The sequence below is a fragment of the Pleionea sp. CnH1-48 genome, from assembly GCF_024124665.1.
Classification (GTDB): Bacteria; Pseudomonadota; Gammaproteobacteria; order Enterobacterales; family Kangiellaceae; genus JAMXSB01.
The window spans coordinates 253,716-268,685 of sequence record NZ_JAMXSB010000008.1; the positions used below are offsets into that span (position 1 = coordinate 253,716).

Genomic DNA, 14,970 nt, shown 5'->3' on the forward strand with positions numbered 1-14,970 from the left:
AAGAAGAGTGATTGAAAACGGCAAGTCATAGGCTATATTTTTGCAATGGTGACGAACTCATCCAGATGCTCCATAAAAATATCAACCAACTGAGGGTCAAACTGAGTTCCAGTGTTATTTTTGATGTACTCAACAGCCTCATCAAGGGGCCATTTTTCTTTATAACATCGCTTATGGACGAGCGCATCAAACACATCAGCAAGAGCCACAATGCGTCCAAAAATATGAATTTCATCACCTTTAAGTCCGAATGGATAACCTGTTCCATCCCACTTTTCATGATGCTGCATGGCGATAATCGATGCCGCTTTTAAAAACTTTCGGTTGGAGCTCTTAAGAATGTCTCTCGCTTTAAGCGTATGCTGCTTCATTATCTCAAACTCATCGTCGGTTAAACGCGATGGTTTGTGTAATATCTCTCTTGGAATAGCAATTTTTCCAATATCGTGCATCGGTGCGGCATGATAAATAAGAACCTCATCTTCGCCCGATAAAAACTCAGTATAATGAGCCAGCAAGCGAGAATACTCTGCCACTCTCTTTATATGCTTTCCAGTTTCATCCGACGTAGACTCCATCATTTCCATTAAGACATAGATCATTTCGCGCTGATTTTCTTCTATCTCTTTAATCAGGCGAGATTTTTCTAATTGTGCCTTATTACCCAACTCTATGTTGTGTTGCCGCAATAACTTTTTTGTTTGATATAGCTCAACATGAGTTTTAACCCGAGCCAGCAATTCATTGGAGTGAAAAGGTTTGGTTAGATAGTCCACCCCACCAATATCAAAGCCTTTGGTGACTGAGTCAACATCCACTTTCGCCGTTAAAAAAATAATCGGAACATCTGCGCAATAACGGCTTTTTTTGATTTCACGACAGGCATCAAATCCATTAACAACTGGCATCATGATATCTAGAAGAATTAAATCAAAGGCTTCGTTATTACATAAATCAATAGCTTGCTGACCGTCCGTCGCAAACGAAAAGGTGTAGCTTTCTTCCTTTAAAATATTCATCGCTACCTGAATATTTTCAGATACGTCATCAACAATAAGAACTTTTGTTTCAACATTAAACACGTTTTAAGCCCCTAAAATAGCGATTTCTTCTTTAAAATCCAAACTTTAGCTCAGCAACGCTAAGTATAGACTAATTATTTTAAGCTATTTAATAACATAAAAAGCCTCGCTTAAAAACATAATAAGCGTGCTTATTTAGAATTTTCTGCTCTAGTACTACGGAACGACGATATAACAAAGTGTTATGCACAAAGCTCACAACAAGCACCACCATTCTCATATTGAGTTTTTAGTTTCTTCTCTTTTCTTAATCCTCTTTGAGATAAAAAACTTTCTATTAATTAGAATATGTTCTAAAAAATATAGTCAACGAACGTCATTTAGGCGATGTTTCGATATCAGTTTTCACGAGAGCCCGTTGTTCTTTATTTATCAGTCTCAGTTGTAACTAGAGCAATAGCTCCAAATCATCTAAATGACTTCTCATCCTCAATCAGGCAGTTGGCTTTGCGTTACCTCACATAACAATATCGTAAAACCGTTGAGGCAAAGATAGCCCCGTCTCCTCATTTAAACCATCATAGATATGAGACACGGCATCTAATCGTTCCACGGGCTTGGGGTGCGAGTTGAATAACATTTGCAACGCGCTGTCATCAGGGTTCAGCTGATCCAGTTTCTGCAACACACTAACTAATGCATAAGGATCGTAACCCGCGCGAACCAAAAGAACCACAGCACTCGCATCGGCCTTGTACTCATCATCTTTACTCAACCCTTTGGTATAAAGATTGTGAGTAGTGTTAATGAGCTGCTTAGCGATAGCTCTATTTTTATAAAAATCACTATTGGCGGAACCGGGATTTTTAGCTTGATAAACATCGCCTGCTAACATGGCAACATCGCCCACTAGCGACAATTGATTGCTCTTTTCCATAGCCACCAAATGATGACGTTCATTAATATGAGCAATTTCGTGAGCCAGTACCGCCGCTAGCTCGGCTTCAGAACTGAGTGTCTGTAATAACTCAGTCGTCACCAATATATAACCACCCGGCATTGCAAACGCATTAATAGAAGGAGAATCAACGACGCCAAATTGCCAAAAAATATCAGGGCGCTCCGATTGCAGAGCAACCCAACGCCCAACTCGATTCACATACTGTTGCACTGACTCATTCTTATGCAAAGATGCGCCGCCTAAAATAACCGCAGTCATTTGTGCACCAATATTTTGTTCTTCTTCGTAAGAAACGTCACCAGAAGTTAATACTTTTTTGCCAATATCAGCGACACGCCCGACGTTGATCCCTTGAATAACCAAGCCGCTGCATCCAACCAAGATAAGGCTCAAACATAAAATGAATAACTTTTTCATTTTTCTTGCTCCTTATTGGTCACGTATTGTTGCTTTCGCGCTTTTAGCTTACCTTGACGAGCAAATTCCGTTGCCGTTTTCTTCGAACTTCTATTTCGCGTTAGCTCGGCGAGTTGAACAAAGTTTGGCTTGGCATTTTTTAAACTTTCTTCAGAGAGGCCCCTAACCCCAGTTGTCATAGTGATATCACTGTGTGCTGACTGAGTGCTTTTTAGAACCGAGCTTAAGCCAATACGTCCGCGCTGCTTTGATAGATTTTCAAAGCGCACGAAAAACATCTTAACCCAGCCTTGATTGGTTGATGTATCAACAAAATACCAACCACCCTGTCGTTTTTTGACGACGACCGACTGGTCTTTTTTCAGCACTCGAATAACTTTTGCCTGAGATTTCGGCATCGTTTTTAACTCAGTCGGCTTAATCATAGATCCTTTGTCACTCGCCCAACTTACTGAGCTGGATATGAGGATAGTTACAGCCAAATAAGAATATCTCTTCATAGTGTATCTCCTGCTAATCGATACAAAGTAACCGCTTCTTCGCGCCCCTTTACTTGAAAGTCGCCTTCTTTTACAACTTCAAGCGATTGAGAACATGCTTGTAACGTTTGTTCCGATATTAAAATTCGAGCTCTATTCTTAGTTAAACCTTCTATACGGCTAGCCAGATTCACACTGTCTCCAATCGCCGTATAGTCGTAACGTTTTTCTGCTCCAATCATACCGACCACTGCTTCGCCGGTATGAAGCCCAATACCAATGTCAAACTCCTGCAAATCTTCTGGCAACTGCTTACGAAATGTTAATAAGTTTTCAACCATTTTTTCAGCCGCCTTAATAGCATTATCGGCTTGTTTATCGTCATCAATGGGAGCCCCCCAAAATGCCATCACAGCATCACCAATAAACTTATCCAAAGTGCCGCCAAACTGAAACAGAGTGTCTACCTGCAAAGAAAAGTAATCATTCAGTAAGCTAACCACTTCTTGAGGCTGGCGTTTTTCTGATAACGAGGTAAACCCTCGAATATCAGAAAACAAAACCGTTATCTGACACGACCGTGTTTGTGTCGACAACTCTAGTTCGTTTTTTCCCATTAATTGATGAACAACTCTTGGGTCCATAAAGCGACTAAACAAATTGACGGTTTTGCGCCTTCTGGAATATTCTAAAAAGCCCTGCCATAAAGTAAGAGCAACCCACCAACACCAAAGATTCAATAATAAAAAACCAACGTAAAGAATGTAGCTTTGAGTTAACAACCATAAACTTAAACACACAGCCGAAATAGATATCAAGATCAGAACAGGCCACTGCCGAGTCACTAACTGACGATAATGAGTTGCGTTGAGAGCGCTATAAGTCAACATAAAAACCAAAACAAAGGCACCATAAAGAGTCCAGTCCCTCGGCAACTCTTTTAAGTATCGATCAGACATTAAGTTATCGATAGCTGTTGCTAATATAGAAGTTCCGGGATAGTTCTTACTCATCGGCGTTGCTCGTAAGTCATGCAAACCTGCGGCAGTCGCACCAATAACAATGATTTTATTTTTCACTAAAGACTCGGTCGTCTCAGAATAAGGCTGATGAACGTCATTAAAAAGGTGAACATAGCTAACATTAGCAAAAGGAATACGCTGACGCCCCAGCCACTGTAATCGAATCGTTGATTGCTGCGGTAACTGCGCTCCCAAGTTACTTGCAACCAATGCTGGTAACGATAACCATTGCCACCCGTGCAAATCTCGGTGAAGCTGATAGCTGCGCCCAACTTTATCTATGTCTGGAGTAAAGTTAATACTGCCGACGTTCCACTTTTCCGGCGGTTTTATCCATGAATAAGTTTGTTGAGCTTCAGGAATAACCACCCAGGGTAAAGCCAACGTAGCCGTCGCTTCTGCCGCTGTTTGACTGTTTTTCGTTAAGCTTAATACCTCAGCATAATCCGATAACGAAAACTGTCGCATGTGCGCATTATCATTGAGTTCGACTCCGGCAAAATAAATATTAGGGTATTGAGAAACCACTTCATAAAAATAGGCGTCAGAATCTATTCGATAAATATCCTGATCCGATAGAATAATATCAAAGACAATAGCCTTGGGCTGATAGTCTGCAAGCCCCTCAATAAGACTGGCGTGCACACTACGTGGCCATGGCCACTTACCCACCCCCATATTCGCCAGGCTAACATCGTCGATATGCACAATAACAACATCATCTAACGGCTTCTGGCGTATAGCACTCCAACGTAACCCATTGTCCATGACGGTATAATCCAAGCGAATTGCCAGCGGTGACAGCTGTAATAACACACTCAGTAAGCCAGCACTGATAGCAATAATAAAAGCACGTTTCTTTGACATTGATATCCCTGACGCCATTGATTGGAAACTAATGCTAAATAATAACCGCGGCTATTGGCTCCTCCCCTTTCAAAGCCTTAAACGCGAATTTCTCAAACACCCTTTAATCAGTCTAGCAATCTCAAAGAAAAATACCGCTTTTATCGTTAAATTAAGGGCAGCTGCTCTCTATTCCCTGACTTTTTCGTATATCCTGGCGTCGATAAAAAGTTTGACCAGATGCGAATCTAACTTACCGTCTGAGGCTTCCATATTGAGAATATTCAATGCTCGCTCGTTAGGTACAGCGGGTTTGTAGGGCCTGTCTCTGGCCGTTAACGCATCATATATATCGGCGATGGTCATAATGCGCGTTTGTACGGGTATCTGTTCGGCTTTCAATCCAAAAGGATAGCCACTACCATCTAACTTCTCGTGGTGTCCAATGGCAATCTCAGGAATGCCAGCTAAATCTGGAGTCCATGGAATTTTCTGCAAAAACTCGAAGGTATGATTAACATGAGACTGAATCTCATCTCGTTCTTCAGTGGTTAAGCTGCCTTTGGTTACAGACAATGAAAGCAGCTCTTGATCCGATAGCAACAGGCTTTCTTTCTTTTTTTGTTGTTCGTCTAAAAACGTCGACAACTGCTCTAGCTGCTCACGATGATTTTTATGTAATACAGAAGGTTCGTTGGTATGACGAATCAAGCTCTGATAAAAAGACAGCTGCTTTAATTGCTCATCCAGTAGAGAATAGTGGTGGGTATACCATGATTGATAATTCTGATCCGATGAAGTTTCTCGCTGTCTTAGTGCTTCCTGATAAAATTCTCGCTCCCACTTTTCTTTTAAAAAATCGCCTCTTAGTTCAATCAATTCTAGCTGTGAAGGTTCGAGCTTCTTTGACTTTTGTAACACTCTTTCGCTAACACCCACTTTACCAAAGTCATGAAGTAATGCGGCATAACGAAGTTCACGCATTTGATCAACACTTAAGATGGAACACTCCAGCTCTTTTTGCACATGAGGCAAATGTTCAGCCAACAAGCAGGTATACTCAGCCACCCGAAACGAATGCCCACTGGTAACCGGATCTCGAGCTTCAATGGCCGTTACCGCAGCAGAAACAAAACCTTCAAACAGTTCTCGAATATTTTCTAACAGACGACTGTTATCAATAGAAACGGCCGACTGACTTGCTAGGGCCATTAACACTTCACAAGCGGCTTCATCAAAAGGTAGCCCCTGTAGCTCTTCTGACTTTCTGTTGAGAAACTGCAGCACACCAATGATCTGTTGATTATGATTCAACATCGGAATCGCAATCACCTCTCGTGTGCGATAACCATGCTCACAGTCAAAACTGGCATCAAACTGATAAGGTGCCGAATCATTAAGCTGGTAAACATCTGGAATATTTAGAATTTCTCCGGTCGTGGCAACGTAGCCAGCAATCGATGAACAATTGAGAGGAAATGATTTTTCTTGGACTTCAAGAGCAAGCTTTTCGTTTTGAAACAACTTAAACCGAAGCTGTCGTTGCCCATCTTCCAGAGTCTCTATCAGATAAAGGGATGCTGCCTCACAGTGAGCCAGTTTACGTCCCTCGGTCAAGATGAGGTCCAACAATTGTGCCAGCTCTTTTTGTGCTGACAATGCAATGCCAATCTGGGCGATCTCATGTTTTTGATCAATATGCTCTGCGACTTCCTGTTCCAGAACACTGCGCTGTTGGTAAGCCTGCCAAAACTTAATGGCAGTCTGCCATATTGTTTGCCACTGCAAAGGAGGCATTTTAGGGGTAAGAACTAAATCAACGCCTTCGCAATAATGAGAGGCCACAACCAATCCACAGTAGCCATCGGCCAGCGGTGGCAGCTGATGGTCATCTCCTTCCGAAAACTGCCATAGGAGTAAAGCAAACTCTTGATAATCCAGCAGTGATTCGCTGCTTACCACAAGCAACTCAGCCTGAGTCGAAGCTATCTCAGATAATGGCTGAAGCAGGCTTTGGTCATTTGCCAAAATCACTAATGATTTGCTCACACAGTCTTCCTCGGCGGTGAAGATAACTTAAGTGTAAGCCACAAGTGTTAACAGCTCAAAAATCTTTGGGTGCTTATCTCTATAATGAAAGCGTCGGATTATTGACGCTGATTGGCTAAATAAAGCAGTCGTTCAATTACCTTGATTAAGATGCGACATCACCAACACCAAAGTGACGCCATTAAACACACAGTGCATAATCAGTGGAACCCATATTGAGCCGCTATGGATGCGGGCCATACCCAGTATCAAACCAAAAACAAAAATAACGGATATTTCGAACACGTCGTACTGAAAATGGATCAAAGACCATATGAGTGAAGTTAGCAGGATACTTCCCCACGCTCCTAGTGAGGTTTGCTGCCAAACAGAAATTAAATATCCCCGAAAAAACACTTCTTCGAAAACAGGTGCCAGAAGTACAACCGCTAGTGCAGTCAACGCCAGATAGTTGGAAGATGATACTACTTGTATCACAAAATCATTGACGGCTGGCTGGTCAAACCATTGTGCTATATACGGATAGGATAAGATAAACCCAGCCAATACCACTAGCCAGAACATAAGGCGAGCCAATGAAAATCGGCACCAGCCAAAATGAACAGGCGCCTCATATATCTGTAAGCGACTCACCTGCCAAATAACCAATAAAGCAATAGGTGTGGATACACCAATAACAAGCGTTAGTAGATTACCATCAAACCCACCAAGACTGACGCCACCACCAAGCCATTGAGAATAAAGCACGACCACAGCCGTTTGCAGTAGATTGTAAAAGGAAAGAACAGCAAAAGAAATGACAAACCCGACGCCAATCTGACATCGAGAAAGTAAAGCATGGTGCACAGGCTCTTGAGGCTTAATGCTCCGCGAGAGCCAATTATTCATTGTTGGCACGAGATTCAGCAGGAATATCAATGCCAAAAAGCTTCATCGTTTTTTCTGAACGCAAGAAGCCTCGCAAACCAATGAAATAAAAGATTTTTAAAAAGGTAAACAGAATCAATCCCACACCAGCCAGTGTTAATAAGCTTCCCCCTTGCATAAAAAGCCCCAATCCTTGAGCCAATGCCAGAGCATAAATTAGAACTTGAGCAAAACCCAACAAGGCTTTAACTCTTAGCCACAACATTATCTGTACCAAGATCAAACCTGCTACCGTTAGCTGTTCAATCAGCAAAGTAATGTTAAAACCAACGCCCTGAGAAAATGCAGAGTAGAGTGAATAGATACCTATCGCTATTAGCAGCGTATTGATCCACAACACGTATTTCATCGACAGAAGACTCCTGAAAATTACTAAAAAGCAGTGACGAGCGCTCTAGAAAAAGAGCGCTTTATCATAGAGCTTAACCTTGCGGCTTCATGTGTGGGAACAAGATAACATCTTTGATCGTCGGCGAATCAGTAAACAACATAACAAGACGATCGATACCGATACCTTCACCTGCCGTTGGCGGCAAGCCGAATTCTAATGCAGTAACGTAATCTTCATCGAAGTGCATGGCTTCATCATCACCGGCATCTTTTTCTTCTACCTGCTTACGGAAACGTGCCGCCTGATCTTCAGCATCATTAAGCTCAGAGAATCCGTTAGCCAGCTCACGGCCTCCGACAAAGAACTCAAAACGATCGGTAATAAATGTGTTTTCGTCATTACGTCTTGCCAGCGGAGAAACTTCCCACGGGTACTCAGTAATAAAAGTAGGCTGGATAAGCTTGTGCTCAGCAGTCTCTTCAAAAATTTCGGTGATGTATTTACCAGGCCCCCAGACATTAACATCTTCGGGTTCTTTAACACCAACCTGTTTTGCATAGGCACGGATATGCTCGATGTTGTTTTCGGGATCAGCGAATACAGCAGCATCAAAATCAGGGTTATATTTTAATACCGCATCAACCATGGATAAACGCTCGAACGGCTTACCAAAGTCATACTCAACTTCTTCCAGAACATTACCTTCTTCGTCTTTTACTGTGTTCTTGATGATGGTTGTACCTAAGATATCTTGAGCAAGAGTACGTAACATATCTTCGGTCAGGTTCATCAGATCTTTATAATCAGCATAAGCCTGATAAAACTCCAGCATGGTAAACTCTGGGTTATGGCGGGTCGATAAACCTTCATTTCGGAAGTTACGATTGATTTCGAACACACGCTCAAAGCCACCAACAACCAGACGTTTCAAATAAAGCTCTGGTGCAATACGCAAATACATATCAATATCTAGCGCGTTATGATGAGTCACGAACGGACGAGCTGTCGCGCCACCAGGAATCACCTGCAGCATAGGCGTTTCAACTTCCATAAAGCGACGCTCGCTTAAATAACGTCGAATACCATCGACAACCTGAGAGCGAATCAAAAAGTCACGTCGTGTTTCTTCGCTGGTGATCAAATCGATATAACGTTGACGATAGCGAATTTCTTGATCTTTCAAGCCAGAGTGTTTGTCAGGCAGAGGACGCAGAGATTTCGTCAATAACTGGTACTCTTCCATATTAACGAAAAGGTCACCCTTGCCAGATAACTTCAATTGTCCTTTAACACCAACAATATCGCCCAGGTCCAATTCACCCCAGCGCGCTTTAATATCTTTTTGAACATCTTTATTCGCATAAGCCTGAATACGTCCGCTCATATCCTGCAATACCAAAAATGGACCACGCTTAGCCATCACACGTCCAGCAAGACTGACGATTTTATTAAGCTCAAGGATCTCTTCTTTTGATTTCTCACCAAATTCCTGTTGCAGATCGCCAGCATAATGTTCGCGATCAAACTGGTTAGGATGTCCATTTGCAGAGCATTCTTTACGAATGTTTTCTAATTTGGTTCGACGCTCAGCAATAAGTTTGTTTTCTTCTAATGCGCTGTTTTCTGGTGATTGATTGTCTGTCATTGTTTTTGTCTCTAAGTTCAAACTTGGTTTCCGCAGTAGCGACCTGCGGCACATAATGTTTACAGTCCAGCTTTTAGACTCGCCTCAATAAATGGATCGAGGGCACCATCCAATACCGCTTGGGTATTGCGGTTTTCAACCCCGGTTCGCAAGTCTTTAATACGGGCATCATCCAAAACATAAGATCGGATCTGACTGCCCCAACCAATGTCAGATTTGCCGTCTTCCATTGCTTGCTTTTCTTCGTTTTGTTTCTGCAATTCCAGCTCATACAACTTCGCTTTTAGCTGATTCATCGCTTGCGCTTTATTCTTGTGTTGTGAGCGGTCATTCTGACACTGAACCACCGTATTAGTGGGTAAGTGTGTGATCCTGACAGCAGAGTCGGTTCTGTTAACGTGCTGACCACCAGCGCCACTGGCGCGATAGGTATCAATTCTCAAGTCTGCCGGATTGATTTCAATATCAATATCGTCATTCACTTCTGGGAAGGCAAACACCGATGCAAAGGATGTATGGCGTCGATTACCTGAATCAAAAGGCGACTTACGCACTAATCGATGAACACCAGACTCAGTACGCAACCAGCCATAGGCATATTCACCCTGAACCAGAATCGTTGCACTCTTGATGCCCGCTACCTCACCGTGTGACTTCTCAGTAATCTCAGCCTTAAAGCCATGGCTTTCGCACCAACGCAGGTACATGCGTAACAACATGTCTGCCCAGTCTTGTGCTTCGGTACCACCGGATCCGGCCTGAATGTCCACATAACAGTTGTTTGCGTCCATATCGCCCGAAAACATCCGTCTAAACTCTAATACCTCTAGCTCTTTTTCTAACCGAGCCAACTCGTCTTCGACATCCTGAACACTGTCCTCGTCGTTCTCTTCGACGGCCATATCCAACAGCTCACTGCAGTCATCAACGCCCGAAAACAAGTTCTGTAACGTATTCACCACGATTTCTAGTGAGGCCCGCTCTTTACCCAAGGCCTGTGCTTTATCAGGCTCGTTCCAAACCTCAGGCTGCTCTAATTCTTTTTCAACCTCGACTAAGCGTTCGCTTTTGGTTTCGAAGTCAAAGGTACCCCCTAAGCGCACTGCTGCGTGACGCTAAGTCTTTGATTTTCTCACGAATCATGTTTACTTCTAACATAACTACCCTTATCTATGGCTGTTCTTTATGGCCAAAAGGCGCTATTGTACAAAATGGAGCCTGATAACGACAGATCTTCTCGACATAAAAGGAGGACAATTCTCATGGTCCTGATTAGAAGTTATAACAAATCACTTTCACTACTTGCTTTAGTAGTGCTCACAGGGTGTGCCTCTTTTTCTCCGCAAGAAGTCGATCAGCGCTTGGCTGAGTATAAAACCTTCGAGTTTGCTAAGTTGCTCCAACTGTGGGGAGTGCCAACCAAACAATACGAACTGGACAATCGATTTTATGTAGAGTGGCATAACATTGATAACCAGCACACAACTTCCTTTTCGCTCGGCACATCAACCAGTGGTCGAGGTTGGTTTGGTGGCCTGGGAGTAACACTTCCTATTAATAGCAGCGAAGACACTTGTGTTCGCCGCGCCATATTAAATCAAAATAAAAAGCAGGTTCTAGATCTTCAATGGGAAGGTGACTCCGATCTATGTGGAGAATTGATCAAGCCCCTATCACAAGAAGTTGCTGACAAACCTTCGTAAAAATAACTCATAGAAATCCTTTTACGACTGTATCGATTGTCGCTTTCGACATATTTATCTTAAATAGGTTGGCTTTTTCATTGGAAGAATATTGAATTTAAATCTTCATTAAAGAAAAACTTGCCAACTCATCACTTTCATCGTATCTTTCTTTCATCTTACCGAAGAGTCATCAAGAAACATTTTTTTACGCTTGTTTAAAAGATTGAATCTATAACTCGACTCAGAATAAAAATCAGTTTTTAATAAATAAACTCAATAGAAATCCTTCCAAACTTGTAACAAATCTGACGCACTTCTTCGCTATAAGTTTCAAAACATGACTGGAAGTAACATTCTTTTTCAGAAAAAACTTCGACAAACTTTTATTTACATTTGTCAAATTACAAATTGAGAATATTCCTCCATACTAAAACTCAACGCGACATGAAGCCTTAACGTTTTTGTCTTCTGTCTAAGTTTTAATAACACTAAAAAGACTTTTCCAGTCTGTCTTTTACACTTGAAGGAGTAATACAATGAAAGTTGTTTCAGCATTAGCAATCGCATTGTTATCAGGTAGTGCATTAGCAGGAGATACCACATACAGTGTTAGTGAGTATTGTGATCTAAAGCGAGTAGAAAAAACACAACTCGACACTAATTACTTAAAAGCTTACGAAAAAAAATTAGGCTTTGAGCCGACTCATGATCAATGCAGAGAAGATCGTTCTAACCGATACAGTAACTACAGAAGCCACGGAACTAACGCAGAGTTCTTCATGCGCCGTCCTTACAAAGGCTCTGTGATTCGTTTATCGCCCAACCAAATTGAAATGTTTAGAAGTCTTGGCGTAAAAGGCGCAGATCTTTACGGCTACTAATTTTCTCATCCCTGGATACGAGAGACTTGGGTCAGGCATGTTCCCAATACTTTAACCTGACCCCTTTTTTTATTTTTCTTCTAATTGCTCAACAATCATCTGTACAGACTGATTGCCCATATATTCATTAACATCTAATTTATAAACCAGCTCAACACGCTCAAAAGACTGTGCTAAATGATGTTCTGGCGGATTAAAATAAATAGCGTCTAAATTTTCTTTTTGTTCTGTTTGTAAAACCAGTTTCAAATGTTTTTGTCCAACAATACGTTGATGAACAACAGAGAACTCACCATCAAATAAAGGCTCAGGAAACGATTGCCCCCAAGGTCCAGCCTGACGAAGCAACAATGCCGTATCAAGGGTCAACTCTTGTGTCTCCAAACGGCCATCAGTCACAATATGCTCATCAAACATTTTTTCGCCTAACCAGCTTTTTACTTCAGCATCAAAGGCACTTCGAAAATCATTTAAATGTTCAATAGAAATACTTAAACCCGCCGCCATTGCATGACCGCCAAACTTGGTTAAAAGGTGAGGAGATTTCGCTGCAACATTAGCAAGAACATCTCTAAGATGAACACCACTGACACTGCGCCCCGATCCCTTAAGGCGCGTTTCGGACTCTTTAGCAAATACAATGACTGGACGATTCAGTTTGTCTTTAATACGAGAAGCAACGAGCCCAACAACACCTTGGTGCCAGTCTTCATTATATAAACACAGGGAGAATGGGCGTTCGTTTTCAGCAAGTTCTAACTCACGAGAAATATCCCCCATCGCTTCATCAACCATCTCCACTTCAATTTCTCGGCGATATTGATTAAGGCCATCGAGTTCAAAAGCTAATTGTCGAGCTTTATCCATTGAGTCTGTAATAAGACACTCAATACCCACCGACATGTCTTCTAAACGCCCGGCAGCATTCAATCTTGGACCAACCGCAAATCCTAAATCCGTTGCCACAGTCCGTTCATGCTTGCGCTTAGCGGTTTCTAACAAAGCCAAAATGCCAGGGCAGCATTGGCCACGACGGATCCTTTGCAAACCCTGAGCGACTAAGCGTCGATTATTAGCATCCAACGGAACAACATCAGCCACGGTACCAAGGGCGACGATATCGAGCCAACTCGCCAAATTTGGCTCTGCTACTTTATGTGTATCAAAGTAGCCTTGCTCACGTAAACTCGCACGCACGGCAATGAGCAAGTAAAACGCAACACCAACACCGGCTAAAGACTTGCTGGCAAAGTCATCGCCCTGCAAATTAGGATTCACAATGATATCTGCCTCAGGCAAAGTCTCCGCCGGCAAATGGTGGTCGGTAATCAACACTTGAATTCCTAGCTCTTTCGCACGAGCTACACCATCATGATTACAAATGCCATTATCAACGGTGATGATCCAATCGGGAGCATCTTTTGCGATCTCTTCAACGATTTCTACCGATAGTCCATACCCATATTCAAAACGATTGGGGACAATATAATTCAGAGAGGTAAGACCCAAAGCAGGCAAAGCTCTCATTAATAAGGCAGTACTGGTTGCTCCATCAGCATCAAAGTCCCCCACCACAATGACTTTTTGCTGTTGCTTAATCATCGCAACAACCGCCTCGGCGGCCTCGTTTATGTGGCTCAACTTACGATAATCAAGTAAGTGAGTTAATGCAGTATCAACTTCTTCCACATTCTCCACACCACGACTGCCATAAAGCCTGGCCAATAGTGGTGGAAGCGAATTAAGTGAGTCGGAAGAATAAGAAGGACGTCTTTTGATTTTTTTATAAAACATAGCTTTGTAATTGATTGAGCCATTATGGCTTTTGTAATCAGGCTTTAAACCACTGATAAAAATATCGTCGCCATGATGACAACGACCAACATTGATGTTCACCAGACACCTGAACAACAGGGTATTCAGCGATGGACTCATTGATTAACGCTTGCTTTTGCAGCAGCCAATCATTCAATCGTTCGTACTGACCATCACAATAATATTGATATCCATGCTCAAGGTAAACCGCAGGTCGGTTGTCTGACAATGAGCTTTGCTCGGACTGTATATTTTGCAGCCAGCTGGCATCAGTTTCTTTGATTTGTGTTTGCACCAGATCACAAGGAAACTCGATGTTCTCAATCCATACCCCATTGACTTTAAAGAAACGTTGAGTCTGTATATTTTGTTGACTCAAAAACATCTGCATTTCGGTTATCAGAGCATGCCACCACACTCTGTCTTTTCCTTCTGGCAAGACATGCAGCAGGTTTCTACCTCTGATTTCATGAAAACTTAGAGCGGTTAATTTTCTCTCTGCGGGCAAAGCAATAAACCAGTCATGATCCTGCTGATAAAAATGAATGCCTTGCTCAGAGTAATAATCATTAAGCGCTTCCAACAGGTATTGATTTTGTTCTATTGAGAGATAGCTGTTAAGGCCAGTGCTCACCAAAATTCCCGCATGATCGGGTACCTGCTGAATTAAATTTAATCGATACCAACGTTTGCCAGAAACGCCCGTTAGATGATTAAAATACTCATCGATCAGCTCTAAATCATAATTTGACTCAGGTACCGACTTAATAGCACGAAATGAGCGTAACAATCGCTGCCAACTACTGGCAGCTTCAACCTCGGTTGTTAACAATAATTCCAAATGGCGAATGATGTAATTCATAACGTTTTAACGACTTCCGGCTTTCAGC

Annotated in this window: 13 protein-coding genes; 2 read left to right on the forward strand and 11 right to left on the reverse strand. The window is 42.3% G+C overall.

Translation table 11 applies throughout. From position 1 onward, the window contains the following. Positions 1 to 32: 32 nt before the first annotated feature. From NH399_RS25940 to prfB, 9 genes are all read right to left on the reverse strand, one after another. Positions 33 to 1,082, reverse strand: coding sequence for an HD domain-containing phosphohydrolase (locus NH399_RS25940; protein ID WP_253041244.1), 1,050 nt, complete (start codon positions 1,080 to 1,082; stop codon positions 33 to 35). A 457-nt stretch (positions 1,083 to 1,539) separates the two neighbouring features. Further along, complete coding sequence (locus NH399_RS14445) at positions 1,540 to 2,400, reverse strand: M48 family metalloprotease (RefSeq protein WP_253041247.1); 861 nt, start codon at positions 2,398 to 2,400, stop codon at positions 1,540 to 1,542. Continuing rightward, the gene (locus tag NH399_RS14450; RefSeq protein ID WP_253041249.1) at positions 2,397 to 2,900 is read right to left on the reverse strand and encodes a hypothetical protein; all 504 of its coding nucleotides are present in this window, start codon (positions 2,898 to 2,900) and stop codon (positions 2,397 to 2,399) included. The genes NH399_RS14445 and NH399_RS14450 overlap by 4 nt, the downstream gene beginning before the upstream one ends. Further along, a complete protein-coding gene (locus NH399_RS14455; RefSeq protein ID WP_253041251.1) occupies positions 2,897 to 4,768 on the reverse strand; it encodes a CHASE2 domain-containing protein in 1,872 nt (623 codons plus the stop codon). The genes NH399_RS14450 and NH399_RS14455 overlap by 4 nt, the downstream gene beginning before the upstream one ends. Positions 4,769 to 4,936: 168 nt before the next feature. Further along, the gene (locus tag NH399_RS14460) at positions 4,937 to 6,796 is read right to left on the reverse strand and encodes an HD domain-containing phosphohydrolase (RefSeq protein WP_253041253.1); all 1,860 of its coding nucleotides are present in this window, start codon (positions 6,794 to 6,796) and stop codon (positions 4,937 to 4,939) included. A gap of 132 nt (positions 6,797 to 6,928) precedes the next feature. Then, on the reverse strand, positions 6,929 to 7,684 hold the full coding sequence (locus NH399_RS14465; protein WP_253041255.1) for a CPBP family intramembrane glutamic endopeptidase: 756 nt from the start codon (positions 7,682 to 7,684) through the stop codon (positions 6,929 to 6,931). After that, the gene (locus tag NH399_RS14470; RefSeq protein WP_253041257.1) at positions 7,677 to 8,072 is read right to left on the reverse strand and encodes a hypothetical protein; all 396 of its coding nucleotides are present in this window, start codon (positions 8,070 to 8,072) and stop codon (positions 7,677 to 7,679) included. The genes NH399_RS14465 and NH399_RS14470 overlap by 8 nt, the downstream gene beginning before the upstream one ends. 73 nt (positions 8,073 to 8,145) lie before the next feature. Continuing rightward, positions 8,146 to 9,699 carry a lysine--tRNA ligase gene (lysS, locus tag NH399_RS14475; RefSeq protein ID WP_253041259.1) on the reverse strand — a complete coding sequence of 518 codons (1,554 nt, stop codon included), beginning with the start codon at positions 9,697 to 9,699 and terminating at the stop codon, positions 8,146 to 8,148. 59 nt (positions 9,700 to 9,758) lie between these two features. After that, positions 9,759 to 10,857 (reverse strand): peptide chain release factor 2 gene (gene prfB / locus NH399_RS14480; protein ID WP_253041261.1). Its coding sequence is split into 2 segments (ribosomal slippage): positions 9,759 to 10,781 and positions 10,783 to 10,857, totalling 1,098 coding nucleotides; the frame shifts between segments, so codons are not numbered across the junction. 104 nt (positions 10,858 to 10,961) lie between these two features. Between prfB and NH399_RS14485 the strand changes: the two genes are divergently transcribed. Both NH399_RS14485 and NH399_RS14490 read left to right on the forward strand, forming a co-directional pair. Then, a complete protein-coding gene (locus NH399_RS14485) occupies positions 10,962 to 11,402 on the forward strand; it encodes a hypothetical protein (protein ID WP_253041263.1) in 441 nt (146 codons plus the stop codon). Positions 11,403 to 11,920: 518 nt separating this feature from the next. Beyond that, the gene (locus NH399_RS14490) at positions 11,921 to 12,265 is read left to right on the forward strand and encodes a hypothetical protein (RefSeq protein WP_253041265.1); all 345 of its coding nucleotides are present in this window, start codon (positions 11,921 to 11,923) and stop codon (positions 12,263 to 12,265) included. A gap of 69 nt (positions 12,266 to 12,334) precedes the next feature. Here NH399_RS14490 and recJ read toward each other — a convergent pair whose 3' ends face one another. Both recJ and NH399_RS14500 read right to left on the reverse strand, forming a co-directional pair. After that, positions 12,335 to 14,200 (reverse strand): single-stranded-DNA-specific exonuclease RecJ, encoded by a 1,866-nt coding sequence (gene recJ / locus NH399_RS14495; RefSeq protein ID WP_253041267.1) that lies wholly within the window; start codon positions 14,198 to 14,200, stop codon positions 12,335 to 12,337. Then, the gene (locus NH399_RS14500; RefSeq protein WP_253041269.1) at positions 14,097 to 14,942 is read right to left on the reverse strand and encodes a hypothetical protein; all 846 of its coding nucleotides are present in this window, start codon (positions 14,940 to 14,942) and stop codon (positions 14,097 to 14,099) included. The genes recJ and NH399_RS14500 overlap by 104 nt, the downstream gene beginning before the upstream one ends. Positions 14,943 to 14,970: the final 28 nt, after the last annotated feature.

Coding starts and splice junctions, on each gene's coding strand:
- NH399_RS14445 (WP_253041247.1), bottom strand. CDS start 2,400: ATGAAAAAGTTATTCATTTTATGTTTGAGCCTTATCTTGGTTGGATGC.
- NH399_RS14450 (WP_253041249.1), bottom strand. CDS start 2,900: ATGAAGAGATATTCTTATTTGGCTGTAACTATCCTCATATCCAGCTCA.
- NH399_RS14455 (WP_253041251.1), bottom strand. CDS start 4,768: ATGTCAAAGAAACGTGCTTTTATTATTGCTATCAGTGCTGGCTTACTG.
- NH399_RS14465 (WP_253041255.1), bottom strand. CDS start 7,684: ATGAATAATTGGCTCTCGCGGAGCATTAAGCCTCAAGAGCCTGTGCAC.
- NH399_RS14470 (WP_253041257.1), bottom strand. CDS start 8,072: ATGAAATACGTGTTGTGGATCAATACGCTGCTAATAGCGATAGGTATC.
- lysS (WP_253041259.1), bottom strand. CDS start 9,699: ATGACAGACAATCAATCACCAGAAAACAGCGCATTAGAAGAAAACAAA.
- NH399_RS14485 (WP_253041263.1), top strand. CDS start 10,962: ATGGTCCTGATTAGAAGTTATAACAAATCACTTTCACTACTTGCTTTA.
- NH399_RS14490 (WP_253041265.1), top strand. CDS start 11,921: ATGAAAGTTGTTTCAGCATTAGCAATCGCATTGTTATCAGGTAGTGCA.
- recJ (WP_253041267.1), bottom strand. CDS start 14,200: ATGAGTCCATCGCTGAATACCCTGTTGTTCAGGTGTCTGGTGAACATC.
- NH399_RS14500 (WP_253041269.1), bottom strand. CDS start 14,942: ATGAATTACATCATTCGCCATTTGGAATTATTGTTAACAACCGAGGTT.